Source organism: Rhodococcus jostii RHA1, assembly GCF_000014565.1.
Classification (GTDB): domain Bacteria; phylum Actinomycetota; class Actinomycetes; order Mycobacteriales; family Mycobacteriaceae; genus Rhodococcus_F; species Rhodococcus_F jostii_A.
Genome location: NC_008268.1, coordinates 4,676,413 through 4,702,009, shown reverse-complemented (window position 1 = coordinate 4,702,009; position 25,597 = coordinate 4,676,413). Strand labels below are relative to the sequence as shown.

Annotated in this window: 23 protein-coding genes; 12 read left to right on the top strand and 11 right to left on the bottom strand. The window is 65.1% G+C overall.

Features of this window, described 5'->3' with window-relative positions; genetic code table 11:
• Positions 1 to 85: 85 nt before the first annotated feature.
• The 5 genes from rlmB to carD are packed head-to-tail and all read right to left on the bottom strand — an operon-like array spanning position 86 to position 4,126.
• Complete coding sequence (gene rlmB / locus RHA1_RS21745) at positions 86 to 1,054, bottom strand: 23S rRNA (guanosine(2251)-2'-O)-methyltransferase RlmB (protein WP_050787354.1); 969 nt, start codon at positions 1,052 to 1,054, stop codon at positions 86 to 88.
• Positions 1,055 to 1,056: 2 nt separating this feature from the next.
• The gene (gene cysS, locus RHA1_RS21740) at positions 1,057 to 2,451 is read right to left on the bottom strand and encodes a cysteine--tRNA ligase (RefSeq protein WP_011596856.1); all 1,395 of its coding nucleotides are present in this window, start codon (positions 2,449 to 2,451) and stop codon (positions 1,057 to 1,059) included.
• 11 nt (positions 2,452 to 2,462) lie between these two features.
• Positions 2,463 to 2,939, bottom strand: coding sequence for a 2-C-methyl-D-erythritol 2,4-cyclodiphosphate synthase (gene ispF / locus RHA1_RS21735; RefSeq protein ID WP_009477526.1), 477 nt, complete (start codon positions 2,937 to 2,939; stop codon positions 2,463 to 2,465).
• A complete protein-coding gene (ispD, locus tag RHA1_RS21730; protein WP_011596855.1) occupies positions 2,939 to 3,619 on the bottom strand; it encodes a 2-C-methyl-D-erythritol 4-phosphate cytidylyltransferase in 681 nt (226 codons plus the stop codon). Before ispD ends, ispF begins: the two co-directional genes overlap by 1 nt.
• A gap of 18 nt (positions 3,620 to 3,637) precedes the next feature.
• Positions 3,638 to 4,126, bottom strand: coding sequence for an RNA polymerase-binding transcription factor CarD (gene carD, locus RHA1_RS21725; protein ID WP_005262216.1), 489 nt, complete (start codon positions 4,124 to 4,126; stop codon positions 3,638 to 3,640).
• Positions 4,127 to 4,389: 263 nt separating this feature from the next.
• Here carD and RHA1_RS21720 point away from each other — a divergent pair, with 263 nt between their 5' ends.
• Complete coding sequence (locus RHA1_RS21720; RefSeq protein ID WP_011596854.1) at positions 4,390 to 5,022, top strand: copper chaperone PCu(A)C domain-containing protein; 633 nt, start codon at positions 4,390 to 4,392, stop codon at positions 5,020 to 5,022.
• A 46-nt stretch (positions 5,023 to 5,068) separates the two neighbouring features.
• Positions 5,069 to 6,451, top strand: coding sequence for a DNA repair protein RadA (radA, locus tag RHA1_RS21715; protein WP_037197752.1), 1,383 nt, complete (start codon positions 5,069 to 5,071; stop codon positions 6,449 to 6,451).
• A gap of 20 nt (positions 6,452 to 6,471) precedes the next feature.
• Here the strand turns inward: radA and RHA1_RS21710 are convergent, their stop codons facing one another.
• Entirely contained in the window at positions 6,472 to 7,035 is a 564-nt protein-coding gene (locus tag RHA1_RS21710; protein WP_037197754.1) for a PaaI family thioesterase, read from the bottom strand.
• Positions 7,036 to 7,120: 85 nt separating this feature from the next.
• Between RHA1_RS21710 and disA the strand changes: the two genes are divergently transcribed.
• Positions 7,121 to 8,206 carry a DNA integrity scanning diadenylate cyclase DisA gene (gene disA, locus RHA1_RS21705; RefSeq protein ID WP_009477522.1) on the top strand — a complete coding sequence of 362 codons (1,086 nt, stop codon included), beginning with the start codon at positions 7,121 to 7,123 and terminating at the stop codon, positions 8,204 to 8,206.
• Between the two features lie 15 nt (positions 8,207 to 8,221).
• Here disA and RHA1_RS21700 read toward each other — a convergent pair whose 3' ends face one another.
• Positions 8,222 to 8,941 (bottom strand): FadR/GntR family transcriptional regulator, encoded by a 720-nt coding sequence (locus RHA1_RS21700; protein ID WP_009477521.1) that lies wholly within the window; start codon positions 8,939 to 8,941, stop codon positions 8,222 to 8,224.
• Between the two features lie 220 nt (positions 8,942 to 9,161).
• Here RHA1_RS21700 and RHA1_RS21695 point away from each other — a divergent pair, with 220 nt between their 5' ends.
• Genes RHA1_RS21695 through RHA1_RS21685 form a run of 3 tightly spaced genes read left to right on the top strand, consistent with a single transcriptional unit; the run spans position 9,162 to position 13,030 of the window.
• On the top strand, positions 9,162 to 10,610 hold the full coding sequence (locus tag RHA1_RS21695; RefSeq protein WP_009477520.1) for an aspartate ammonia-lyase: 1,449 nt from the start codon (positions 9,162 to 9,164) through the stop codon (positions 10,608 to 10,610).
• Positions 10,607 to 12,052 (top strand): amino acid permease, encoded by a 1,446-nt coding sequence (locus RHA1_RS21690; RefSeq protein WP_011596850.1) that lies wholly within the window; start codon positions 10,607 to 10,609, stop codon positions 12,050 to 12,052. The genes RHA1_RS21695 and RHA1_RS21690 overlap by 4 nt, the downstream gene beginning before the upstream one ends.
• A gap of 15 nt (positions 12,053 to 12,067) precedes the next feature.
• Positions 12,068 to 13,030, top strand: a complete 963-nt coding sequence (locus RHA1_RS21685; protein ID WP_009477518.1) for an asparaginase — start codon at positions 12,068 to 12,070, stop codon at positions 13,028 to 13,030.
• On the opposite strand, the gene RHA1_RS21680 is transcribed toward RHA1_RS21685, so the two are convergent.
• The gene (locus RHA1_RS21680; protein ID WP_009477517.1) at positions 13,023 to 13,787 is read right to left on the bottom strand and encodes a hypothetical protein; all 765 of its coding nucleotides are present in this window, start codon (positions 13,785 to 13,787) and stop codon (positions 13,023 to 13,025) included. The two genes, RHA1_RS21685 and RHA1_RS21680, sit on opposite strands and share 8 nt — an antisense overlap.
• Before the next feature lie 59 nt (positions 13,788 to 13,846).
• Positions 13,847 to 14,473: a carbonic anhydrase gene (locus RHA1_RS21675; protein WP_005244926.1), complete on the bottom strand. Its 627-nt coding sequence runs from the start codon at positions 14,471 to 14,473 to the stop codon at positions 13,847 to 13,849.
• Between the two features lie 100 nt (positions 14,474 to 14,573).
• Between RHA1_RS21675 and RHA1_RS21670 the strand changes: the two genes are divergently transcribed.
• A complete protein-coding gene (locus RHA1_RS21670) occupies positions 14,574 to 15,452 on the top strand; it encodes an HhH-GPD family protein (protein WP_050787352.1) in 879 nt (292 codons plus the stop codon).
• 1 nt (position 15,453) lies between these two features.
• On the opposite strand, the gene RHA1_RS21665 is transcribed toward RHA1_RS21670, so the two are convergent.
• Positions 15,454 to 16,449, bottom strand: coding sequence for a methyltransferase (locus tag RHA1_RS21665; RefSeq protein ID WP_011596848.1), 996 nt, complete (start codon positions 16,447 to 16,449; stop codon positions 15,454 to 15,456).
• Between the two features lie 2 nt (positions 16,450 to 16,451).
• Complete coding sequence (locus RHA1_RS21660; protein WP_011596847.1) at positions 16,452 to 17,708, bottom strand: tryptophan 2,3-dioxygenase; 1,257 nt, start codon at positions 17,706 to 17,708, stop codon at positions 16,452 to 16,454.
• Positions 17,709 to 17,925: 217 nt separating this feature from the next.
• Here RHA1_RS21660 and RHA1_RS21655 point away from each other — a divergent pair, with 217 nt between their 5' ends.
• The 5 genes from RHA1_RS21655 to RHA1_RS21635 all read left to right on the top strand — a co-directional run bounded on the left by RHA1_RS21655 (position 17,926) and on the right by RHA1_RS21635 (position 25,545).
• Positions 17,926 to 18,978, top strand: coding sequence for a cupin domain-containing protein (locus tag RHA1_RS21655; RefSeq protein WP_011596846.1), 1,053 nt, complete (start codon positions 17,926 to 17,928; stop codon positions 18,976 to 18,978).
• Positions 18,972 to 22,412, top strand: a complete 3,441-nt coding sequence (locus RHA1_RS21650) for an ATP-binding cassette domain-containing protein (protein ID WP_011596845.1) — start codon at positions 18,972 to 18,974, stop codon at positions 22,410 to 22,412. The genes RHA1_RS21655 and RHA1_RS21650 overlap by 7 nt, the downstream gene beginning before the upstream one ends.
• Entirely contained in the window at positions 22,378 to 23,304 is a 927-nt protein-coding gene (locus RHA1_RS21645; protein WP_041811844.1) for a hypothetical protein, read from the top strand. Before RHA1_RS21650 ends, RHA1_RS21645 begins: the two co-directional genes overlap by 35 nt.
• Complete coding sequence (locus tag RHA1_RS21640) at positions 23,294 to 24,160, top strand: aminotransferase class IV (protein ID WP_337504435.1); 867 nt, start codon at positions 23,294 to 23,296, stop codon at positions 24,158 to 24,160. Before RHA1_RS21645 ends, RHA1_RS21640 begins: the two co-directional genes overlap by 11 nt.
• 125 nt (positions 24,161 to 24,285) lie before the next feature.
• On the top strand, positions 24,286 to 25,545 hold the full coding sequence (locus RHA1_RS21635; RefSeq protein WP_011596842.1) for an ATP-grasp domain-containing protein: 1,260 nt from the start codon (positions 24,286 to 24,288) through the stop codon (positions 25,543 to 25,545).
• The last annotated feature ends 52 nt before the right edge of the window (positions 25,546 to 25,597 follow it).

Below are 25,597 nucleotides of genomic sequence, written 5' to 3'. Positions count from 1 at the left end.
GCGTTGACAGCGACGCCCTCGGATCACTACCGGCTGTGCGGGCCAAGCGGCCCCGAGGACGCCCTGCTGTTCGCGGATCCGCAGCCTAGCCGCGGCGACGGCGAGCGATGTCGGCAAGCACGACACCCGCGGCGACGGACGCGTTGAGCGATTCGACGGGGCCTGCCATCGGGATGCTGAGGATGGCGTCGCAGTTCTCGCGGACGAGACGCGACAGTCCCTTGCCCTCGGAGCCGACCACGACCACCACGGGGCCGCTGCCGTCGAACTCGTCGAGTGTGGTGTCGCCACCCGCATCGAGACCGACCACCTGAACGCCCTTGGACGCCCAATCCTTCAGCGTGCGAGTGAGATTGGTAGCGCGGGCGATCGGCAGGCGGGCTGCCGCGCCGGCACTCGTCCGCCACGCGACCGCGGTGACCGACGCACTGCGGCGCTCCGGGATCACCACACCGTGACCGCCGAACGCGGCCACCGACCGCACGACGGCACCGAGGTTGCGGGGATCGGTGATGTTGTCGAGGGCCACGAGTAGCGGCGCCTCCTGGTGCTTGCGCGCTTCCGCGATCAGGTCGTCGGGGTGCGCGTAGCGGTACGGCGGCACCTGCAACGCGATGCCCTGATGCATGCCGTTGGCGCTGAGCCGGTCCAGATCGCTCCGGGGAACCTCGAGGATGGAGATGCCCGCGTCGGCCGCCCGCTGAACGGATTCCTTCAGGCGATCGTCGCTCTCGGTCCCGACCGCGACGTACAGCGCGGTCGCGGGGACACCGGCGCGCAGGCACTCGACGACGGGGTTGCGGCCCAGCACGTTCTCGGGGCCGTCGAGCACCTTGCGTCCGGCGGTCTGACGACCGCGGCCGGGCTGCTTGTCGGCTTCCCTGGCTGCGCGGGCGGCGCGCTTGGCGGCGGGGTGTTTGGTGCGGGCCTCCGCGGGCGGGGTGGCGCCGCGGCCTTCCAGCCCCTTGCGGCGCTGGCCACCGGAACCGGCGACCTGCCCCTTCTTGGTACCGGTCTTGCGGATGGCTCCACGCCTACTCGAATTTCCAGCCATTACTACTGTCCTGCCTTGAGAGACCACTCGGGCCCGTTGGGGGTATCGGTGACCTCGATGCCCGCCCGGATGAGACGGTCACGCACCTCGTCGGCCACAGCCCAGTTCTTCTCGGCGCGGGCACTCTGCCTGCGCTCGAGTTCGGCCCGGACCAGAACGTCCAGGGCATCGGTTGCCGCGGACGCGTCCGCGGTCTCCTGAGTCCAGTGCTCGTCCAGCGGGTCGACGCCGAGGATTCCGAGCATGGCCCGGACCTGCGACGCGATCCCGCGCGCACCCTCGAGATCTCCGCCGTCGAGGGCGATGTTGCCCTCGCGGACCTTTCCATGCACCTCGGCGAGCGCGGCGGGGACGGCGAGGTCGTCGTCGAGCGCGCGAGCGAACGCCTCGGTCCACAGGCCGACCGGAACCTCACCGGCACGTTCCTGCGTGCGCAGGACGAACGACTCGATCCGACGGAACGCCGCAGCCCCCTCGTCGAGCGCGGTGTCGGAGTATTCGAGCATCGACCGGTAGTGGGCACTGCCCAGGTAGTACCGAAGCTCTTGCGGGCGAACCTTTTTCAGCACGTTCGGCACCGAGAGAACGTTGCCGAGCGACTTCGACATCTTCTCGCCACCCATGGTGACCCAGCCGTTGTGCAGCCAGTACTGCGCAAAGTCGTCGCCGGCGCACTTGGCCTGCGCGATCTCGTTCTCGTGGTGCGGGAACACCAGGTCCAGACCACCGCAGTGGATGTCGAACGCGGCGCCGAGGTAGAACTCGGCCATCGCGGAGCATTCGAGGTGCCAGCCGGGACGGCCCCGGCCCCACGGCGTCGGCCACGACGGCTCTCCCGGCTTCTCCGCCTTCCACAGCGTGAAGTCGCGGGGATCGCGCTTGCATTCGCCTGCGCTCTCGCCCTGGTGGACGTCGTCGAGCTTGTGCCCGGACAGGCTGCCGTACCGGGGGTAGCTGCGGACGTCGAAGTAGACGTCCCCGCCCGCCGCGTACGCATGGCCGTTGTCGATGAGGCGCTGCATCATCTCGACCATCTGCGTGATGTGGCCGGTGGCTCGCGGCTCGACGGACGGCGGCAGCACACCCAGCTGCTGGTAGGCCCAGGTGAAGGACCGCTCGAAGGTGGCGGCCCACTCCCACCACGGCCTGCCCGCCTCCGCGGCCTTGTTCAGGATCTTGTCTTCGATGTCCGTGACGTTGCGGACGAACGCCACGTCGTAGTCGTGGGCGAGCAGCCACCGCCGCAGCACGTCGAATGCGACGCCGCTGCGTACGTGGCCGATATGGGGGTCGCCCTGCACCGTGGCGCCACACAGGTACACCGATGCGTGTCCAGGGGCCAGCGGAACGAAGTCACGCAAGGCCCGCGTCTCGGTGTCGAATAGGCGCAGGGTCACGACCAGCGATCCTACCTGGCGCTTCGACCGGGAATGACCAACGCGGTGGCCATGGCGGCGATCCCCTCGCCGCGCCCGGTGAGGCCGAGCCCGTCCGTGGTGGTCGCGGACACCGAAACCGGCGCGCCCAGAATGTCGCTCAGCACCTTCTGTGCCTCGTTTCGGCGCGGGCCGATCTTCGGCCGGTTCCCGATCACCTGGACCGCGGCGTTGGCGACGTCGAAGTCGTCCTCTTCGAGGAGACGGCGTACCTCGGCGAGCATCGCGGCACCGCTCACCCCGGACCACTCGGGCCGCCCGGTTCCGAAGACGGAGCCGAGGTCGCCGAGTCCGGCGGCGGAGAGCAGGGCGTCGCAGAGTGCGTGAACGGCGACGTCGCCGTCGGAGTGACCCGCGCAGCCGTTCTCGTCCTCGAACAGCAGGCCGGCCATCCAGCACGGCCGCCCCTGCTCGATCGGGTGGACGTCCGTCCCGATTCCGACTCGCACTAGTGCGCTCCCTCTTCCACCAGCGCGCGGGCCAGCACGAGGTCCAGCGGCGTGGTGATCTTGAATGCTGTGGGTTCTCCGACGATGCTGCGGACCCGTTCCCCGAGGCGCTCCACCAGGCCGGCGTCGTCCGTGGCGATGCCGTCGGCGGCAGCGTAGGCGCGCCGGAGCAGTTCCGCGGTGAAACCCTGCGGCGTCTGTACGGCCCGCAGTTCGGACCGTTCGGGGGTGCCGGTGACCGCGCCGAGAACGTCGACGGTCTTGATGGTGTCCGTCACCGGCAGGACGGGGATGACCGCATTGCGGCCGCATCGCAGCTCCTCGACCACCCGCGCGATGAGCGACGGTGGCGTGAGCGCGCGGGCGGCGTCGTGCACGAGCACATAGTCGGCGTCATCCGCGACGGCCAGTCCGGCGCGAACCGAATCGGTCCGCTCACTTCCGCCGGCCACGACGGTGACCTCACCGGGAAGGAGGGTTCGCGTCGACTCGACGAGCTCCTCCGGAACGATCACGACGACGCGGTCGACAGCCCCCGACTGCAGGAGCCCGTCGACCGCGCGTGTCAGCATGGTCGTCCCACCCAGATCAACGAATGCCTTGGGCCTGTTCTCGCCCAAACGTACTCCCTGACCTGCGGCGGGAACCAGCGCGACTACAGGACCTTTTCCGTCGGCCACTGTGTGTATCGCGACTGTCTAGGACGCGGCCGCGAGGACCTCGTCGAGGATGGTCTCGGCCTTGTCGCTGTCGGTGCCTTCGGCCAGTGCGAGCTCGCCGACAAGAATCTGCCGCGCCTTCGCGAGCATGCGCTTCTCTCCTGCGGACAGGCCGCGATCCTGCTCACGACGCCACAGGTCCCGAACGACCTCGGCAACCTTGTTGACGTCACCTGACGCGAGCTTTTCGAGATTCGCCTTGTAGCGGCGTGACCAGTTGGTGGGTTCTTCGGTGTGCGGTGCCCGCAGTACCTGGAAGACCTTGTCGAGACCTTCCTGGCCGACGACGTCGCGTACGCCCACGTACTCTGCGTTGTCTGCGGGAACCCGTACGGTGAGATCGCCCTGAGCAACCTTGAGAACGAGATATTCCTTCTGCTCACCCTTGATGGTGCGGGTTTCAATTGCTTCGATCAGCGCCGCACCGTGATGGGGGTATACGACGGTGTCTCCGACCTTAAAAATCATCTGTCCCGTGCCCCTTTCGATCATTCGAGTTTAACACGTGTCCGGAAGCTGGTCGCATCAACGGTGCAGGTCAGGGGCATCATGGCCTGACCGTAGGGGTTGACAGGGTCCCCGATACGTGCATTCCGGACACCCCGATCGGGCGGTTCTCCAGCGCCGAAACCGCACGCAGACAACCATTGTGAGTACCCAGCGAGCAGGCCACGCGGGCGAACTACTACTCTGCCTAGTTGAAGTGCGAACCTGACACCGGAGGACAACTCGTGACTGCTCTCGACAAGTCGACTCGCCGAGTCGCTACCGCCGTCGCTCTCGCTGCCGGCGCAGCACTCGTGCTGTCCGCCTGCAGCGCGGGCCAGATCACTCAGACGTCGAGTCAGGTCGCCGCGGTCAACGGCAACAGCGCGAACGTCGGCTCGATCGCCCTGCGCAACGTGCACGTGGTCTACCCCAACTCCGCCGAGTACAGCCTCGAGCCGGGCGGCAACGCCGTCCTCTCGTTCATCGCGATCAACAACAACGAGGACACCCCGGACAAGCTGACCCGGATCAGCACCGACTTCGCGCAGTCCGTCACCCTCGGCGACAAGGCGGGCGGGCTGGAGATCGCGCCGCAGACCGCTCTCGTCGCCGGCCAGCCGGGCGAGGACGCCGAAGCGAGCGCCGAGGCCGCCGGTCAGACGGACGAGAGCGCCGACGCACCGGTCGACGTCGTCCTCGTCACCCTGGACGGCCTGAAGGAGGGCGTCCGCCCGGGCCTCACCTTCCCCGTCACGTTTGCGTTCGAGAAGGCCGGCGACGTCACCGTGTCCGTTCCCGTCGACGCGGGCCACGAGACCGAGCGCCACGTCTCCGACACGTCGCCCGGATCCGAAGCCGAGGGCGGCGGACACTAACGGCCGTATCGGGTCCGCTGTCGGACCCGATACCTAGGCTGGCCCGGTGGCCAAACTCAAAACCAGCTTCCGCTGCTCGTCGTGCCAGTGCACGGTTCCCAAATGGGTCGGCCGGTGCCCCGAGTGCGGTAGCTGGGGATCGATGGACGAGGCCCCGATCGTCGCGTCCGTCGCGAGCCGCCCCGGCGCCTCGCTCGCGAAAGCCGGCGCCGGAGCGGTACTTCCGTCCACCCCCGCCACTCCGATCACGCGGATCGACAGCACGTCCACCCGCGCCAAGCCCACGGGCATCGACGAACTGGACCGTGTTCTCGGCGGCGGCGTGGTGCCCGGTTCCGTCGTTCTCCTCGCCGGCGAACCCGGCGTCGGCAAGTCCACCCTCCTCCTCGAGGTGGTCCACCAGTGGGCCCGCCGCGGCCCGGACGACCGTTCCCTCTACGTCACCGGTGAGGAATCCGCTGGGCAGGTGCGACTGCGCGCCGACCGCACCGGCGCCGTCCACGAGCGGGTCTACCTCGCCGCCGAATCCGACCTCGCGACCATCCTCGGCCACGTCGAGCAGGTGCGTCCCACCCTGCTGATCGTCGACTCGGTGCAGACCATGCTGGCCGCAGACGTCGACGGCGTGGTCGGCGGAGTCACCCAGGTGAAGGCAGTCACCAGCGCCCTCACCTCCCTCGCGAAGGCAAGCGGCGTGCCGGTGCTCCTCATCGGCCACGTCACCAAGGACGGTGCGGTCGCCGGACCACGGTCGCTCGAGCATCTCGTCGACGTGGTGCTGCACTTCGAGGGCGACAAGCACTCCACGCTGCGGATGGTGCGCGGCGTCAAGAACCGTTTCGGCGCCGCCGACGAGGTCGGTTGCTTCGAACTGCGGGAAGACGGCATCGCCGGCATCAGCGACCCGTCCGGACTGTTCCTCCACCACCGCGCCGAGGCCGTTCCCGGTACCGCCGTCACCGTCATGATGGACGGCAAACGGCCCCTCCTCGGCGAGGTGCAGGCGCTTGTGGCGGCCACGTCCATGCCCGCACCCCGGCGCGCCGTGAGCGGGCTCGACAGCGCCCGCGTGGCCATGGTCCTGGCCGTGCTCGACCGCCGGTGCGGGGTGCCGATCGCGAAGAACGACGTCTACGCGGCCACCGTCGGCGGAATGCGGATGACCGAACCGTCCGCCGATCTCGCGCTGGCCCTCGCCGTCGCGTCCGCGGTGAAGGACAAGCCGGTTCCGGACGGACTGGTGATCCTCGGCGAGGTGGGACTGGCCGGCGAGGTCCGCCGGGTACCCGGCGTCGGGCGCAGGCTCGCGGAGGCCCACCGCCTCGGATTCACCCGCGCCATCGTTCCCCTCGACTCCGGGGCGGCCCCGAAGGGCATGAAGGTCACCGAGGTCGGGAACCTGGGGGCAGCCATCGCGTCACTGCGGTGACGGTCGGATCGAGATGTCGCTCAGATCGACGACGTGCCGAACGGACGCTCCGGCACGCCGTCCACGAAATCCTTGGTCTTCTCGAAGTGCTCGGCGGTGACGGTGAGAAACAGTCCCCGCGACGTCGCCACCACCACGTCGGGGTCGGCCGTCGGCCCCTCGACGATGCGCGCCTCGGCGCTCGCATACACCTTGCGGCGGACCGATCCGTCGATGCGTGCGTGGAATTCGAGGACGGAACCCAGCGGGATGGGCCTGGCGAAGTCGATCTCCAGATGACCCGTGACCACCGGACCGTCGACGATCGATCGGCACACCATGCCCAGCGCCTCGTCGAACGCGGTCGAGAGGATGCCCCCGTGGATCACTCCCGGACCGCCCTGGTAGCGGGGTGCCACCTCGAGTCGGCCCCACACGTCGAGCCCCTCCCCGGCCGTGAAGCTCATCGACATCCCGGCAGGCGACTGGTCGCCGCACCCGAAGCACCGTGACCAGTGCTGCGGCACGGGCTGACCTGCGGCGGGGAAGCTGCCGACCGGTGCGGGCAGGGTCAGGTCGTCGGGCAAAGTCCAGGTACTACTCATGGATAGGTAATCTAAACGCGGGTCCGGACGTGTTTACGCGGCGGTCCCCGACAAGTGACGTCTACCTCAGCGGGAGTATTGCGCGATGAACGATGCCGAGTCGTCGTCTGCGCTGCGCGAAACGATAGCCCGGCTGGCTCCCGGTACGGCACTTCGCGACGGCCTGGAGCGCATTCTGCGCGGTCGCACGGGCGCGCTGATCGTCCTCGGCTACGACGAGCAGATGGAAGAGATCTGCGACGGCGGCTTCGAGCTCGACGTCGAGTTCGCGCCGACCCGTCTGCGTGAGCTGTCGAAGATGGACGGCGCCGTGGTCCTGTCCACCGACGGGTCCCGCATCGTGCGCGCCAACGTCCAGCTGGTCCCCGACCACAAGATCCCGACCGTCGAGTCCGGCACGCGTCACCGCGCCGCCGAGCGGACGGCCATGCAGACCGGGTACCCCGTGGTGTCGGTCAGTCAGTCGATGAGCATCGTCAGCGTGTACGTCGGCGGCATCCGGCACGTCATCGACGGGTCCGCGACGATCCTGTCGCGTGCCAATCAGGCGGTGGCCACCCTCGAGCGGTACAAGGCACGGCTCGACGAGGTGACCCGTCAGCTGTCGGTGGTCGAGATCGAGGATTTCGTGACACTCCGCGACGCCCTGACCGTGGTGCAGCGCCTGGAGATGGTGCGCCGCGTGTCCGTCGAGATCGAGCAGGACGTCCTCGAACTCGGCACGGACGGGCGTCAGCTCGCACTGCAGCTCGAGGAACTCGTCGGCGACAACGACGTGGCGAGGGAACTCATCGTGCGCGACTACCTGGCCGGCACCGGCCCGGCACCGGCCGAGGATGTCGCGAAATCGCTCTCTGCGCTCGACCGGATCACGGACGCAGACCTTCTCGACCTCACGACGCTGGCCCGGGCGTTCGGCTATCCGGGCACCATCGAAGCGCTCGAGGCGCCGATGAGTCCTCGCGGCTACCGCGTCCTCACCCGCGTTCCCCGACTGCAGTTCAACCAGATTCACCGGCTCGTCGGCTCGTTCGGGACGCTGCAGTCGCTGCTCGCCGCGACCGCCGCCGACCTGCAGTCGGTGGAGGGAATCGGCGGGCTGTGGGCCCGGCACATCCGCGAGGGCCTGTCCCGGCTCGCCGAGACGTCGATCTCCGGCCCGTACGACTAGGGCCTGTTCTCGTCCTTACTGCCGGCGGTCGGGGCCTGCTTCTCCGACCACGGATTCCAGTGCGACCCGGACCGCGTCCAGGTGTTCGGCCATGGCGCGGGCGGCCTTGTCGTAGCTTCCGGAGGCGATGCCCTCCACGATCCGGTCGTGCTCGTCGTTCGACTTCTGCTGCCGCCCCGCAACGAGATTCAGCGTTTCGGACTGCCGGGTGAGCGCCTCGCGGATGTCGACGATCACGGATTCGAACACGCGGTTCCGGCTCGTCCGGGCGATGAACGCATGGAACTGCGCATCCAGGGACACCCACACGAGGGGATCGTCCTCGTCCCGCATCTGGTCCACCAGGCCGCGCAGGGCGGCCAGGTCCTCCGCAGTGTGCCGCTGCGCCGCCCATCCGGCGGCGGGAATCTCCACGTGCGGGCGCGCCTCGACGAGTTCGTTGGCCGCGTAGTTCCCGAAGTCGAGGTCTCGGGCGATCGAATCGCTGACGACGAACGTGCCGAGGCCCGACTTCGTCTCCGTGAGTCCGAGCGCATGGCACGACCGCAGTGCCTCCCGGATCACCGACCGGCTGACCCCGTGCCGCGCCGCGAGGGATGCCTCCGACGGAAGTCGTTCACCGACCGACAGCTCACCCGACGTGATCGCGTCACGAAGATCCGCGAGGACCGCCTCCGCGGCGCTGACCCGCGCCGTGACAGGACGCCTGGCTGCCCAGCTGTCTGACAGGTTCATGGGGATATTCTGCTCACGCCCCGCCCGCAGCGTCAATACGGAACACCCCCCGGGGTTGACGCCTGCAAGTGAGCGAGGTAACAATTGCACCTGTCTGACAGCCTGGCAGGTGGATAGCCGGGTGGCTCGACCGAGAAATCTACCTCTTCGAGCAGCAGACTCCGTCCACCGCATCCGTGCAGAGCAGCAGCTCGCGCGAATCCCCGTGAGGAATGATCAAGTGCTCGAAACGCGAACAGAACACGATCTGCTCGGCGACCGCCAAGTGCCTGCGGATTCCTACTGGGGAATCCACACGCTGCGGGCCGTGGAGAACTTCCCCATCACCGGCCGGCCGATCTCCACCAACCCGTATCTGATCCGCGGGCTCGCCTACGTCAAATGGGCCGCGGCAACCGCCAACGAGAAACTCGGGATCCTCGACCACCGCCGGGCCGACGCCATCGGGCAGGCGTGCCGGGAGATCGTCGACGGCCGCTGGCACGAGCAGTTCGTCGTCGACGTCATCCAGGGCGGCGCCGGGACGTCGACGAACATGAACGCCAACGAGGTGATCGCCAACCGGGCACTCGAGATCCTCGGACACGGGCGCGGGGAGTACGCGGAGCTCCATCCCAACGAGCACGTGAACCTCAGCCAGTCGACCAACGACGTCTACCCCACCGCGGTCAACATCGCGACGATCTTCGCGATCGACGACCTGCTGGACGCGATGCGCGTCCTGCAGGAGGCCTTCGCGACCAAGGCGGTCGAGTTCACCGACACCGTGAAGATGGGGCGCACCCAACTCCAGGACGCGGTGCCGATGACACTCGGCCAGGAATTCGCCACCTACTCGGTGATGATCGACGAGGACCGCACCCGCCTCGACGAGGCCGCTCTCCTCGTCCACGAGATCAACCTCGGCGCCACCGCGATCGGCACGGGCCTGAACGCACCCGCCGGCTACGCCGAGGCAGCCTGCGACACGCTGCGGGAACTCACCGGATTCCCCCTCGTCCTGGCCACAGACCTGGTCGAGGCAACCCAGGACGTCGGTCAGTTCGTCCACCTCTCGGGCGTGCTCAAGCGGATCGCGGTCAAGTTGTCGAAGGTGTGCAACGACCTCCGCCTGCTGTCGTCGGGGCCGCGCGCGGGCCTGAACGAGATCAATCTCCCACCGGTACAGGCCGGTTCGTCGATCATGCCCGGCAAGGTCAATCCGGTGATCCCGGAAGTCCTCAACCAGGTGGCCTACGAGGTCATCGGCAACGACGTCACCATCACGATGGCCGCCGAATCCGGGCAGCTCCAGCTCAATGCGTTCGAGCCGATCATCGTGCACTCCCTGTCCGAGGGGATGCGCCACCTCGGCGCCGCCTGCCGGATCCTGGCGGACCGCTGCGTACTCGGCATCACGGCCAACACCGATCTGCTGCGTGCCCGGGTCGAGGACTCCATCGGACTCGTCACCGCGCTCAACCCGTACATCGGCTACACCGCCTCGACTCGGATCGCGCAGGAAGCGCTGGTCTCCGGCCGCAGGGTCGCCGACCTCGTGATCGAGGCGGGTCTGCTCGACCGCGAGGAACTCGACCGCCTCCTCAGCCCCGAGCACCTCGCCAACTTGAGAGCGTCCGGTTCGCCACGGCAGACACCCGTCGCCGCTGCCGCGGAGGTGGTCTCGTGACGATCGAGAAGGACGACACCTCCGGCGCAGACATCTTCGTCGAGGAAGACCTCGGCTACCGGAAAGCGCTCGGCCCCAGACAGATCCAGATGATCGCGATCGGCGGAGCGATCGGCACCGGCCTGTTCATGGGCGCGGGCGGGCGCCTCCAGCAAGCCGGCCCCGCACTCGTGCTCGTCTACGCCCTCTGCGGGTTCTTCGCATTCCTGATCCTGCGGGCCCTGGGCGAACTCGTGATGCACCGACCCACCTCCGGGTCGTTCGTGTCGTACTCGCGCGAATTCTTCGGCGAGAAGATGGCCTTCGCCGCAGGCTGGCTGTACTGGATGAACTGGGCGATGACGGCCGTCGTCGACGTCACCGCCGTCGCGCTGTACATGAACTTCTTCAAGAAGTACTGGGCACCGCTCGGGAACGTCGACCAATGGGTCTTCGCCCTCGCCGCGGTCGTACTGGTCCTCGGACTGAATCTCGTCTCCGTCAAAGTGTTCGGTGAACTGGAGTTCTGGTTCGCCCTCATCAAGGTCGTCGCCCTCGCCGCGTTCCTCGGCTTCGGCATCTACTTCGTACTGTTCGGAACGCCGATCGAAGGACATTCGTCGGGCTTCAGCATGATCACCGACAACGGCGGACTCTTCCCCAACGGAATCCTGCCCGCCGTCGTGGTGATCCAGGGCGTCGTCTTCGCCTACGCCTCGATCGAACTCGTGGGAACCACTGCGGGCGAGACGAAGAACCCACAGAAGGTCATCCCCAAGGCGATCAACACGGTCATCATCCGGATCCTGGTCTTCTACGTCGGGTCCGTCCTGCTGCTGTCGCTGCTGCTCCCCTACACCGAGTACCACGCCGGCGAGAGCCCGTTCGTCACGTTCTTCGGCTCCATCAACGTGCAGGGCGCCGACGCGATCATGAACCTCGTGGTGCTCACGGCCGCGCTCTCCTCACTCAATGCGGGCCTGTACTCCACCGGCCGAATACTGCACTCCATGGCCATGGCCGGATCGGCGCCCTCGTTCGCCGCCCGGATGAACAAATCCGGAGTGCCGTACGGCGGCATCGCCCTCACCGGATTCGTCATCCTGCTCGGCGTCGGACTCAACGCCGTCGTCCCCGCACAGGCGTTCGAGATCGTGCTGAACCTCGCCGCGCTCGGGATCATCAGCGCTTGGGCCGTGATCGTACTGTGCCAGCTGAAACTGTGGAAATTCGCCAAAGAAGGGAAACTCACCCGGCCCGGTTTCCGGATGTTCGGCGCCCCCTACACCGGGCTCCTGACGCTGGCCTTCCTCGGATGCGTCGTCATACTGATGGCGTTCGATCACCCCGTCGGAACCTGGACCGTCGGGTCCATCGCGATCATCGCCCCACTGTTGGTGATCGGCTGGTTCGGCGCGCGGAACCGCATCCGCAGCCTGGCCTCGGACCGCCCGACCGGATAGCGAGAGAGGACAACAGTGCCGAAAGTCGCCATCGTCACCACCGGAGGCACCATCGCCAGCATGCGGGACGGGCAGGGTGTCAGCAGGCCGGTGGTCGCAGGCCCGGACCTGCTGGGCAATGCGTGGACCGGGACGGAACTCCGTGTCGTCGACGTGATGTCGAAGGACAGTTCGAGCATCACGTTCGCCGATATGGACCGGGTGCGCGACGCCGTCACCGCGGAACTTCGCGATCCCGATCTCGACGCGGTAGTCGTGCTCCACGGAACCGACACCATGGAGGAGACGGCCTTCCTGGTCGACCTCCACCACGCCGACCCGCGGCCGGTGGTGTTCACGGGTGCGCAACGCACGTTCGACCACCCGGAATCCGATGCCCAGACCAATCTGGCCGACGCGGTCGCCGCGGGATCGGACCCCGCTCTGCGCGGAGCAGGTGTGCTCATCGCGTTCGGAGGCGCCCTGCACCCGGCGTCGGGTACGCGGAAGGTCGACACGACGTCACTCGACGCGTTCCGATCCGTCCACCCCGCCGGTGTCACCCCGCGGCGACGTCTCGATCCACTGCCGTGGCATCCGATCTCCGGAACCCGCGTCGACATCGTCGCCGCCTATCCGGGGGCCGACCGCGTCCAGATCGACGCGTGCCGGGCCGCCGGGGCCCAGGGGCTGGTGCTCGACGGGCTCGGATCCGGAAATGCGAACCCGGCGATCGTCGAGGCGGTGCGGGACTGCGCGTCCGCCGGGATCCCGGTCGTGGTCACCACCCGGGTGCCGAACGGCCCGACCTCCGCCACGTACGGCGGTGGGGGCGGCGGGCACGACCTCGTCTCGGCGGGTGCACTGTTCTCCACCGACCTCAGAGCAGGTCAGGCCCGCATCCTCCTCGCGGCGCTGCTCGCCGACCCCGAGCACACCGACCTCGACAAGGAATTCGATCGACGCTCACGCATCGACCCCGCACCGAGGATCAGCTGAGGTTGAACGGCTCCGGCGCGCTGCGGAGCTGACCGAGCTGGCCGACCACGGTGTACGCACCGGGCCCCACCGGATCGCGCTGGGGTTCCGGTTGCGTCAGGCAGTCGGGAGCGGACGTCTTGGCCGACCACTTCACGGTGAACTGAGCCTGCTCGCCGGGCGCGAGGGTCCGCACGTCGGCAGCGGACTGCGGGAAGCAGTCGATGTTGGACCACAGCCGCACGGCGCCGTCGATCGTGTAGACGAGCACCTGCTGGAGGCTGCTGCCCAGATCACGTTCGCACGGTGTGGTGCCGATGTTGGTGACGACCGTGGTGAAGCTCGGCTCCTCACCTGCCAGGTACGTCGGCTTGTCGGCGGCCACCTTGATGGCCAGCGACTGGTCCGGGCACTGTCCCGCCGCGACCGGCTGACCGCTCGGAGCAGCGCTGCTCGAGGCACCGCTGCTCGACGCCCCGGACGAACCGGACGTGCCCGAGGCGGCCTCCCCGCCGGCGGCAGCGGCGCCACCGCCGCCGCCACCGGAACCGCCCGATCCGCCACTGGACGTGGACGAACCCGAGGCTGTCGGGGAAATCGACACAGGAGTGGTCAACGAGGAACTCGCTGCCGCCGGATCCGTCTCGGAGTCACCGCCACCACGAAGTGAGTTGATCAACCACACCACGAGCAGCAACACGACGATGGCGCCGCCGATCGCCAGCGCCCTGCGGCGCCAGTAAATCTCGGGGGGCAACGGTCCATTCGGTTCCAGCACGACGTCAACGGTAGTTCGGCGTCGCGCGGCAACGGCTCAGCGGGTGCGGCGTGTCGCGGTCAGTCCGTGAGCTCACCGATGTCACCGACAGCGCCCTGCAGGTGGGTGCGGCCGTCGGACAGCTTGTAGGTGACACCCGCGATGGCGCACGCGCCGCTCTCCACCTTCTCCGCGATGATGCGCGACCGCTGCATGAGCAGGGCACCGGTCTCCACCACGTGGCGGCCCTCGAGTTCGTCGACGGTGCTGAGGCCCTCGCGGCGTCCCATGAGGATCGACGGCGCGACCCGTTCCACGATGCTGCGGATGAATCCGGGCGGCACGTTGCCGTCGTCGAGGGCGTCGAGCGTCGCCTTGACGGCCCCGCAGCTGTCGTGACCGAGCACGACGATAAGCGGCACGTTCAGCACGCCGACGGCATACTCGATGGACCCGAGCACGGCGTCGTCGATCACGTGACCGGCGGTGCGGACGACGAACATGTCGCCCAGACCCTGGTCGAAGATGATCTCGGCGGCGACGCGGGAGTCTCCGCATCCGAACAGGACGGCCGTGGGGTGCTGGCCGCCGACGAGCTTCGCGCGATCGGCGATGCCCTGGCTGGGATGGAGCGAGGTACCGCTCACGAATCTGTCGTTACCCTGACGCAGGGCCTTCCACGCGGACACGGGGTTGGAATTAGGCATGGGATCATTGTGCACCGGGCGTGACGCACCGTCGCGACGGGAATGTGACAACCGCGGAAAATCTGTTTCCCCCGTGAACGAAGGGACTTGTGAGGACGAAGTGGCCGTTGACTCCGCCGCGCTGATCAACTGGTACGACGTACAGGCCCGGGATTTGCCGTGGCGCCGCGACGGCGTCACCGCCTGGCACATCCTGATGAGCGAGATCATGCTGCAGCAGACGCCCGTCGTCCGAGTGGCCCCGATCTGGGAGGAATGGGTGCGGCGCTGGCCCGTCCCGTCCCGCATGGCCGCGTCGAGCCAGGCCGACGTACTGCGCGCATGGGGCAAGCTGGGCTACCCGCGTCGCGCGCTGAGGCTCCACGAGTGCGCCGGCGTGCTGGCCGCCGAACACGGCGACGTGGTTCCGAGCGACGTCGACACTCTCCTCGGCCTGCCGGGTATCGGTGCCTACACTGCGCGCGCCGTCGCCTGCTTCGCCTATGGACAGCGGGTCCCCGTCGTCGACACGAACGTCCGGCGAGTGGTGGCCAGGGCCGTGCACGGAAGCGCCGAGCCGGGAAATCCGTCGACGACGCGTGACCTCGCCGACGTGTCCGCGCTGCTCCCCCGCACCCGCGCGCGGGCCGCCACGTTCTCCGCGGCCCTGATGGAACTCGGGGCCACCGTGTGCACCGCACGCTCCCCCGAATGCGCCCGCTGCCCGCTCCCCAGCTGCGCCTGGGTGGATGCCGGACGTCCCGCGCACACCGGTGAGCGCCGGAAGGTCCAAAAATTCGCCGGAACCGACCGTCAGGTGCGCGGCAAGCTCATGGCCGTACTCCGTGAGAGCTCCTCCCCGGTCGAACGCGTGCGGCTCGACCAGGTGTGGCCGGGCGATCCGGGCCAACGCGACCGCGCCCTCCACTCCCTGCTGATCGACGGCCTCGTCGAACAGACCGACGACGGACTCTTCGCCCTCGCGGGCGAGGGCAGCTAGCTCACACCGGAACCGCTTCGATGACGGATGACCGGGGACCTTGCGTGATCGAATCCAGCGTGAATCCGTGGTCGGTCAACAGTCGGCGCCATTCGGTGATCGTGCGCTCGCGACCTCCCAGGAGAACCAGCATGTGGAGATCCAGCAGAGCCATGGGGTGGGTTGTCGCCGATTCCGGCAGGACCTGCTCGACAATCATCAATCGTCCACCTGGCGGGATCGCTTGCCGGCAACTGCCGAGAATCTTGCCGGCGGACGCGTCATCCCAGTCGTGGAGAATCTGAGACAGCACGTACACGTCACCATCGCCTGGGACGTCGTCGAAGAAGCTTCCGCCCACGACTGTCGTTCGTTCACCGATGCCCGCCGAACCAAACGTCGACGGCGCTTCCGCGACCACATGAGGCAGATCGAACAAAACTCCGCGTAGATGCGCGTGCCGATCGAGCAACCGGGTGATCAGCGCGCCGGTCCCGCCACCGACGTCGACGACCGTTCCCACGTCAGACCAGTCGTGGTCGAGCAAAGGCAGCAAACGCAACTCGACCAGCCCTGCTTGGCCCCGTGCGAACTCATCGGCTGCCGACGGATTCTCGGACAACCATTCGAAGTACGGGTTTCCGAACGCCGTTGAAAACGACTCCTTCCCCGTCCGGATCGAATGCGCTGCGTGCCCCCACACGAGGTAGGCCTCGTTCGACATCAAGCCGACCAAGTGACGAAGCGAGCCCGGAGCGTCTGCCCGCAGAAGCTCACCGGCCTCCGTCAACGCAAATCGCCCTCCACCGACTTCCGCAAACAAGCCTTCCGCGACGAGGACCCGCAGGAATCGACCGAGTGCGTCGGCGTCGGCGCCCACGCTCGCCGCGAGATCGCCGAGCAAGCACGCACCGTCCGCCAATCGGTCGGGCACACCCAGTTCGCAGACGGCTGAAATAGATTGGGACACGATGTATCCCATGATCTGCTTTCTCACTCGGTGGTTGACATCGCTCATGTTCACGCCACCTCGGACAGCCGCGGGAAGAGTGACATCATCGCAGCATCTTTCAAATACGACGCGCCTGCCGTACCGCCGGTGCCAGGTACCGTTCCGATGACTTTCAGGGTGATGCCCCAGTGGCCGCGCTTCATCGCAACCCACGCACGGTCCAGGCGCCGCATCGCCTCCTCGAGAACGTGTGCATCCGGATGCGTCTTCCGCATCGAGAGATACACGTCCTGCAACGTAGTGTCCCCGACATCGATCTTCCCATTATGCTCGAAGTCACGGGGATCGAGTGGAGCGCAGGCGAACTCCACTTCACGAAACGCGCGCGACTGCACCGCGCTCCGCCCATGGGTGAAGCCGCGAATAATCGAGAAGGCGTCAACCGGCATCGTCGTGAGAACCCGGAAGAGCGCAGGCACCGCTTCGAGGCGGATCGACGCCCGGTCGAGGCGACTCTTTGCCACTGCGGCCAGACCATGACCCAGGTCACGGATCGCCATCGAAATCGCTATCGCGACTTGCCGATACAGACCTTCGAAGATCTGGATGCAGCGGATGAACATCTGCTCGTCGTGCAGGCGCGTCGTCGGCAACAACGTCAGCCGAACTGCACTTCCGATCTCTTCGGGGACACCGTTCAGCGCCGGCGCGGCGTGTGAAGCAAACGAACTGTAGTCGGCGCCCGGCTGAGCCAGCGCCGCAAGACCGGCCGCAGCGACGGAAGGATCGAGCGAGAAATCGGGTGCGAGCCTGTCGAGTTGGGTCACGACCCGTGTCACTGCGCGCGTCCGGACCACCTGGGGGGCGTGTGCCGACCTCCCGAGTGCTCGCGCCTCCAACAACGCGAGGTCCATGGCCGCGGCAGCAACGAATGCGTCCACGCGCTGCGCGTCATCGGACCGGACGACCTGGTCGAAATAGTCGAGCCCGACATATGACAGATAGTCGCCATTCTGAGCATCGAACGTCATCGGTAGCCAGGCACCGAGAACAGGATGCGCACGGTTGTTGTCATGGAAGTTTTGCAGCATGGCGACCAGGTGGGGCCGGACCCCGCTACGCCCGACCGTCTGATAATGGGCCGCGACAGCCGCATGGGGAAACTCCGCGTGTCCCGCCTCCCATTGTCGGAGCGCATTCTCGATATTGCGTCCAGACAATTCATCGGTCGTCGCTTCAGCAGCCTGAAGGCACGCGCCTCCGACGCCGATCACGCCGGAACGAACAAATTTCTGCTCGGCTTCGAGCAGCGTTTCGGAAATCAATGCGAAACTCGCCTCTCATCCGTACTGCGGTGTTCAGCTAGCTTCGACGACGCGTGGCGAATGCGGATAGACACCCTAGGGAGACTTCTCGACACCCTTTCCGCTGGGGGGGTGACGTTTTCAACCCTGGGGTGCCTGTTCCGCCCGCAGGCACGTGCCCAGGATTGGGAGCGATACAGAACTCGAGGCAGGTCGATCCCACAGAAGGAAGAAATCTATGCACATAATCGCCAGAAGCGCACTCGAGACGATCAACGAAGCCGTTGTCGGCGGGAGCGTCCACAACCTGGGTGTCGTCAAGATATTCAGCCAACACCCTCAGTTGGCGCAATTCATTCCTGCCTCCAGCAATTTGGCGATCAGCTGGGTCAGGTTGGAGTGCGGTGAGGTGCTGGCGGTGCACAAGCACCCGGAGCCCAGTCTGATCCTGATCTGCGAGGGTTCCGGACGAACGATGGGCAGTGCTGAGCAGGAGGTCGGTGCGGGAGACATGATCCTCGTCCCCGGCGACTCCTGGCACGGCTTCGAAGGAACCCGGGACGGTTTCTGGGCGCTCTCGATCCAGTTCAACGGCAAGGCACTCTACGAGGACGCCGAGAAGCCCAACGCGGTGTTTGCAGGCGAGGTACCGAATCGGGCGGCTGTGCTCCTGGCGGACAACGAGAAGTACCTGCAGCAATTTGGTACCAGCAGCCTGTTGCGGCTGATCGATGACCCCTCGTTCGACGACCCCCACGTTCGGGAACGGCTGCTCGACTGCCAGCAGACCTGGTCGGACGTGTTTCAGGACCTGCTGCACCTGCGTGTCGCGATGACCACCGATACGGCGCACAAGCAGGTGGCGCTCGACCATCTGGTCGAGGAACTGGGCCATAACGACAACCTGCGCAACCAACGGGGATCAGCGCACGCGCCGGTCACCGATGAGACGTTCGTATCGACAATGGAGTGGTTCAGGCATCAAATGCTGTACCGGAGCGACATGGTGCGCACTCTGCTGATGCATGTGGTGCTTGAAGGTAGTGGCGAAATCTGGCACCGGGAAGCGGCGCGAGCGTTTCCGGCAATTCCGCACTTCCAAGAACACGGAGAAGACGACGGCCAGCACGTGAGTATGGGGATCGATCTGCTCGATCGCGCAACGCCGGCCGAGATTCGAGAACTCCGCGAAGCACTCGCCGAGGGATGGAAGATGATCACGCAATTGTGCGACAGAATCGCGTCGATCGCCCTGGCCGACACGGCGGTCCCCACGTACTCCACATGCTGAGCGTCCTCAGGAAAGTCGTCTGGTTCGAGGTTCCCAAACCCCGAACTCGACTCGACCCTGTGCCCAACGCCTCGCACCTTGCCAGATGGCAGCGGTGGTGTGACGCGGCGCAGCGGGACAGCGTGAACGCGCTCCGAGGCGAGCGACTGAGCAGATCCGTCTTCGGCGGACTTCGTCGTGACATCATGCTCGGGCTCGTGGCCATCGCGGTCAATGCAGGATGCGCCTTCGGTGCTGCGATCACGCTGAAATCGCTTATCCAGCACCTCGTCACCGGCGATTCAGCACTCACGACGAACCTCACGCTTGGTATCACCTGCATCGTGCTGACCTACTTGGCGTGGCTTGCATTGAATCACACCTTCATGCAAGCCGACGTGGTAGGCATCGGAGCCCGGACATACATCGAACAAAGGCTGCTGCACAAGAAACGCAGCATTGCCCCTTCCGACCAACCGGCCGACCTGGTCACCCTTCTGGACCGGGAGGCAGCACGCGTCGAAAATGCTTGGTCGGGAATCATTTTCATCATTTTGGCACTCGCAACCATCACCTTTACCTCCGCGTACTTCTTCGTGGCGTTGGGACTGAGCGCTCTGGCGGCCCTGTCGGTGATTCTCGTCAGTTCCGCGGTGATCTACTGGAACGCCAAACAATTGAATGCCGCGCACGCTGCACTGTCGGCGACGGCGGCAGATCGCATCGAAGTCGGCCTGTTTTCGCTGAACAATCGCCTGCTCGCGTGGCTCAAGAACTGGAACGACGAACTCTTTCGGCGCTATGCCGACAAGCGAGATGGCGAGGAGCGCGCGCTCCTGAAAGCGGCGCGTCTCATCGCGCGGATCAACCTCATATCGACACTCACTCCGATCGTTGCCATGCTTGCCGCGGTGTTTACCCAGCTGGCCCACGTTGGTTACGTCGATCCAGCAGGCCTGTTGTCCACAATGGCGCTGGTCGGAGGCTTGAAATCCGTCGCCAACAATATCCCCTTCATTGTTCAGAGTCTGTCCCAGGGCATTGTCGGGCACACCAACGTTGCGAAGTATCTATCCAGTCCGCACTCGCTGGACACCGATGCGACCGCAACGCGCCTACCGGCAACAACGGCGAAGCACATCGCCGTCGTCGGCGCCGCAGGCAGTGGCAAGACGTCCGTTCTGAAAATCGGTGCACGCCACAGCAGCCAGGTGAACAGCAAAACGTTCTTCGTACCGGATGAACCGTGGATATTCCCTGGCGGGCTCTACGAGAATTTGTGTCTCTATCGAAGCGAATTCACCGACGACGAGGCCCGTCGAGCCTTGGCACTGTCCCGACTTCCCGGAACCTTCTACGGCGACTACCTCTCGAGCAAGTCACGCGACCGGACCGAGGGCTGGAACGTGTCCCGCGGGCAGGGGAAGCGGCTGGAACTGGCACGGGCAATACTGGCCGAACCGAAGTTCGTTTACCTGGATCAGCCCACAGCAGGGCTGGACGACGACCTGGCGAATGGGCTGTTGGCCTCCCTTCTGCGCGGGCCGTGGCACGACACCACGGTCATTTATGCAACGGACAAGCCCGATGAAAAAGATGCTGCAGACGAGATATGGGTAGTGGCCGGAGGCGAAGTCGTGGAGGTGATGCGAAACCTCACACCACGTGCGGCGAACCCTGCTCGAGAACGCAAAAGGCTTCTCGCTCCAGAGGATCGGTCGGTCGCTCGCCGTCCCCAGGGCGTGGACCGAGCGGAACTCTCGACTTCGTCACGCCGCAGTCTGATGAGCCTGGGCGTCGCGAAGGTCGCGGTTGTCGCATGCGTCCTGTTTGCGTGCCGCGACGTTCTGACGATTGTCGGTGACTACACAGCTGCCAGCGGAATTTCGACCACGAATGCGCGGACAGCAGCGACAACCCTCATCGCCGCACTGTCCGCCGGGGCCCTCCTGTCGATTTTCACCTCCCTGTTCATAGTCAAACGCAGCATCGTGGCGGCATCCCGCAAATGTCGGAATTACTTCTCGACCGTCATGAGTCCAAAGCCCAGGCCGGCCTTCGACGAGGTCGATCAGGACTATCAGAGCAAACTGACCTGGGATCAACGACGTATCGACGAACTTCTGCCAGAAGTACTTCTGAATACGCTGGGTGCGGTTACATTGCTGCTCACGACCGCCGCGTTCGTATTGAGCAAGAACATTTTCGTCCTGCTGCCCCTTGTCGGGATGTGCTTCGCCTACTGGCACAGTTCGAAGCGATCGGGAAGGCGACTGCAGGACTTCAACGATAGAGAGATCGGTACGACGTCGACCGTGTTGGAGCGGGTCGAGGCCATTACCTGGAGCTCAGCGAGATTCGACTTGGCACGCGACAACTCGGCCCTCGTCAATTGGCTGAACAAGAGTTTGATGAATCGCGCCTTCGCTTCGATGGACAATGCGGGCGCGCGCCGCTGGTTCAATTACAAGCTCGATTTGATGGGTGTGCTCTTCCTGTCGGTCGTCGTCGGTTCAACTGTGTTTGTCCAGGCCGGCGGCGGATCCGGTCTCAGCGGTGTTCTCGCGCTCAGTCTCTCGTACAGCCTCATCGCTGTCTTCGCCCGAGTGGGCCGTTGCCTGGTGGACCTCAGACAGGTTCTCGACAGCGCGGATCGTCTCCTCACGCCTCCGACCGGCCCGGCGCAGTGCTGGACCCGCTCAGCAGTTGAAGACGCAGCGCTCGTATCGTTTTCGGAGGTAACGTACGTCGCGCCGCACACCGGGGCGGTGCTACTGGAAGAGCTTTCCGAGTCCTTTGCCAGCCGAGACGTCGTGGTCGTCATGGGCCCGAGCGGGGTCGGTAAGTCGACATTTGCGAAGCTGGTTGTGGGCAGTCTGCAGCCGACAACAGGCGTCCTCTCGACATTGGGCCGGACGACGGGATACGTCTCGAATTCCCACGCCGAAGACATCCTCCTCCTGACGTCGAGTCCGATCTTCAAGCCAGGCAGATTGATCGAACACTTCAACAGCCCGTTACCGCTCGAATTGGCTCGCGTCGTCGACTATCTCGACGTGGCAGACGTCGTCGGGCGACTACCGTCCGGATTCGACGAGCCCGTCCCTGCCACCGGTCAGTTGAATCTGAGCAAGACGGAACTGCAGCGGCTGGCGCTCCTCGACCTGTTGATCAATCGCCCGGCGGTCGCAATTCTCGACGAAGCGACTTCCGAGTTGAGTACAACAGCGGAGCTCTCGATATTGCAGGCCGTGATCTCTGCCTTGCCGGACACGCTCTTCTTCATCATCACGCACAATCCCGAGCTGACCGAACTTGCCAACCGAGTCTTCCACTTCAACGGCCAGCGACGCCTCCTCGAGGATTCTGGCCAGTCGCACACGACAGCCGATCGGAACTGGAATGGACAGGAGGAAGACCATGGAATGGCTGCCCCAACGCGATGCGTTCTGTAACAGTCACAACGTTCCACGGCCACAACTTCCGCTGAGGAACATCGCGCACTGGAACGCGGTACTCCAGGGCAGCGTGAGGAGCAATGACGCCCTGCATCACGAGCGAGCGTACGTCGCACCCGGATACTTCTACATGCCCGTGTGCGACGAGCCCGACGATCGGACATTGGCGGAGTTGTCGAGCCTGGCGTCAACCGCCGACTGGTTGTTGGTCCCTTCCCTTCGCAGATCCGATCGCCGTCGGCGCGCCGACGTCATTGCAGTTCCATTCATGAAGGCGGCATTCTTCCGGTCTTCGCGAAGTGTGGACCTCGCCCTGCGAACCGCGGTAGGAGCCAGCCAATACAAATCAATCGTCAGGCTCACGAGGAAGGCCGAAGCGGCGTGCACAACCGAGATACACCGTCTCTCGGACGTGGCAGAAGACAATCGGGTCCTGCGCGATTTCGCCTGCCTTCAGGCCTTGAATGTGGCCAAGTACCGACACGCCAAGAACCTCTATACGAGCGATGTGCTGCGTATGCTGGCACGCTCGTCCGAAGGTGAGAAATACTTCGTGAAGCTGGACTACGACAAGTATTCGAATACTCCGTTGGCCGGATCACTGAGCTACGCCGACGATCACCGTGGCGTGTTTACGAAACTCGTTCGGGGACTGGACCATGACCGAATTCCGCGTGGGTTGAATCTGTATATCGCCGACTACTACCAAATGTATCATTTCGCGGATCGGCTGGGTTTCGCGGACGTCTGTCTCGGCCGAGGCGCCATCGACGCGAAGGTCCGGGTGGGCGCAATTCACATTGTCGACCTGGACAACTGGCTGATTCCGGTCAACACACAGCGTACACAGGCGATGCAAGACTACGCGAGATCGCGACATGGAGACTGAGATGATCAGCGAAATAGCCTGGGCAGATGGAAGATGCGTGCGATTCGACGAGGTGATCCTGTCACCTGCCACCCATGGGTTGTCCTATGCCACCTCGGTGTTCGACGGTATCCGCACATACGGCGGCAGCATCTTCAAATGCGACGACCACATAGCGAGGTTGCGACGGTCCGCCGAGTTGTTCGGGCACACCGTGCACTATTCGAATGCGGACTTGGCCGACGCGTGCCACGAATTGGTGAGGGCCAACGATCTGGCCGATGCGTACATCAAGTGCTTGGTCTTCTATGACGACACCGATGTGAGTTTCAAGGCGCAGGGCTCTTCCAGCAAGGTGGTCCTGTTCGCCCTGCCCTTTCCTTCGAATTCGGCCGCGGAGCAATATCGGCTCTCGACGGCAACGTGGCGGCGTGCACCCGCCTCGTGCCACCCGTATCAGGCGAAAACGTCGTCTACCTACGCGTTGAGCTACTTGAGCCACCGCGGGCGGGCCGACGGCTACGATGATGTGCTCTTCCTCTCGACAGCCGACGCTGTGTGCGAGTCGAGCGGCTCGAACGTGTTCTTCGTCAAGGGAAACGCATTGTTCACGCCGACTGCCGAATTGGCCCTCGACGGAATTACCCGAAGGGTGATAATCGATGAGCTGTGTCCGCGACTGAAGCTCTCGGTAACGGAACGCGACATCGCCTACGACGAGATCGGATCGTTCGACGCCGCGTTTCTGTGCGGGACTGCGATCGAAATCATGGAGGTTTCCGGCATCGACGAGATCCGGTATGCGAAGTCCGCAGTGGTCGATGCGATTGCAACCGAGTATCGGCACTTGACCAACGGCCGGTCCGCGATCCGATGACGACCAAGCAAGGTGGGTCATCCTTCCCCCCAGGGTTCCTAGTTTCACGGCCGTCGGCCCGGGATAGTACTGGAAGGTGAAAGTCCATTTCGCCGAACGATATTCCATCCAGTGGGGTCTTCTGAATGAAACTGCTCATTCTCCATCGCGTTCCGTATTCCTTCATCGAATACCATCGTGTAATCGATCATGGAATTCACGATGTCGTCTACGTGGGCTCGAGTGCGCAACTTGCGACCGTGCCGCCCGAACTTCCTTGCACGAGGGTTGAACGCCCGGGTCGAGCGGGTCTGGCCGAGGAAGTTCGCACCCTGTTCTCCCCCGACGATGCCTTCGACCGAGTCATCAGCGTCTCCCAGTACGAGATGATGGAGGCAGCGCAGATAAGACGGAGCCTCGGAGTAGAAGGAGTATCACCGGAGCAGGTCCACATCGTGAACGACAAGGTAGCGATGAAAGCCGCAGTCGCAGGATGCGGACTTCGCGTGCCCAGATTTGTTCGCTGCGATGAGGCGCTCACCGCTTCCTCCGCCGATGTCACTCCCTGGGCTGGGAAGACGGTGCTCAAACCACTCGATGGAACCGCCAGCAAGGATGTTTTCGTTTTCGCCACCTACGCTGACGCCGGCACTGCGATTCTCAACCACCCTACGGGTCTGGAGGACTGGGATCCGGAACGCTTCCAGCTCGAAGAATATGTGGAGGGGCCGATCTTCCACTTCGATGGCGTGATGCTTGCCGGTGCGCCGGTGGCGATCGTCGCCAGCAGATATCTGGGCACTTGCCTCGAGTTTGCCCAGGGAGTTCCGCAGGGATCGATTCAAGTCGACGACGACGGTGGGCGTTGCAAGGTAGCGGTCGAGTACCTTCGGGCCGTGGGTATCGACAATGGCCCATTCCATCTCGAAATGATTGAGGCCGCAGATGGAATGGTTTTCCTGGAGGTCGGCGCCCGCCCTGGCGGCGGACATATCAAGGAGACATTCAGGCTTGCCACAGGCATCGACTTGGTCGCGGCCGGTTTGGCCTGCAACCTCGATTGGTCACCTCTCGAAATCAATCCACTGAAACGGTGGTTCGAAAGTACGGCGAGCAGTACGGTCTACGGGGATTTCATGTTCCCGGGTCACCTGCTTCCGTCGCGGTACTGCGCGATATCGGGTGGAGAACGGTTTCAGGCCCACCCAGACGTTGTTCGATGGAAGGAGCTGGATGCGGGCGCTTCTCTTCCGGAGACCGTGAGCTATTTCGATTTCGAATTGCCCGTCAGCGGCATCGTCGCCGGCCGGTCGAGCTCTGAAGTGACCTCACTCATTCGCGAAATCCTGACGACCGTGCAAGTCGTACCGATTGAGCAGCCCACGCAATGCCCCACAACTGGCTGACCGGACAGAACGTGAATCTGCCCGGTCAGTGCGGGAGAGGGCTGTCAGCTGT

Excerpts from the sequence above, each read along its gene's own strand:
- rlmB (WP_050787354.1), bottom strand. The coding sequence starts at position 1,054 with ATGGCTGGAAATTCGAGTAGGCGTGGAGCCATCCGCAAGACCGGTACC.
- carD (WP_005262216.1), bottom strand. The coding sequence starts at position 4,126 with ATGATTTTTAAGGTCGGAGACACCGTCGTATACCCCCATCACGGTGCG.
- RHA1_RS21710 (WP_037197754.1), bottom strand. The coding sequence starts at position 7,035 with ATGAGTAGTACCTGGACTTTGCCCGACGACCTGACCCTGCCCGCACCG.
- disA (WP_009477522.1), top strand. The coding sequence starts at position 7,121 with ATGAACGATGCCGAGTCGTCGTCTGCGCTGCGCGAAACGATAGCCCGG.
- RHA1_RS21700 (WP_009477521.1), bottom strand. The coding sequence starts at position 8,941 with ATGAACCTGTCAGACAGCTGGGCAGCCAGGCGTCCTGTCACGGCGCGG.
- RHA1_RS21675 (WP_005244926.1), bottom strand. The coding sequence starts at position 14,473 with ATGCCTAATTCCAACCCCGTGTCCGCGTGGAAGGCCCTGCGTCAGGGT.
- RHA1_RS21665 (WP_011596848.1), bottom strand. The coding sequence starts at position 16,449 with ATGAGCGATGTCAACCACCGAGTGAGAAAGCAGATCATGGGATACATC.
- RHA1_RS21655 (WP_011596846.1), top strand. The coding sequence starts at position 17,926 with ATGCACATAATCGCCAGAAGCGCACTCGAGACGATCAACGAAGCCGTT.
- RHA1_RS21650 (WP_011596845.1), top strand. The coding sequence starts at position 18,972 with ATGCTGAGCGTCCTCAGGAAAGTCGTCTGGTTCGAGGTTCCCAAACCC.
- RHA1_RS21645 (WP_041811844.1), top strand. The coding sequence starts at position 22,378 with ATGGAATGGCTGCCCCAACGCGATGCGTTCTGTAACAGTCACAACGTT.
- RHA1_RS21640 (WP_337504435.1), top strand. The coding sequence starts at position 23,294 with ATGGAGACTGAGATGATCAGCGAAATAGCCTGGGCAGATGGAAGATGC.
- RHA1_RS21635 (WP_011596842.1), top strand. The coding sequence starts at position 24,286 with ATGAAACTGCTCATTCTCCATCGCGTTCCGTATTCCTTCATCGAATAC.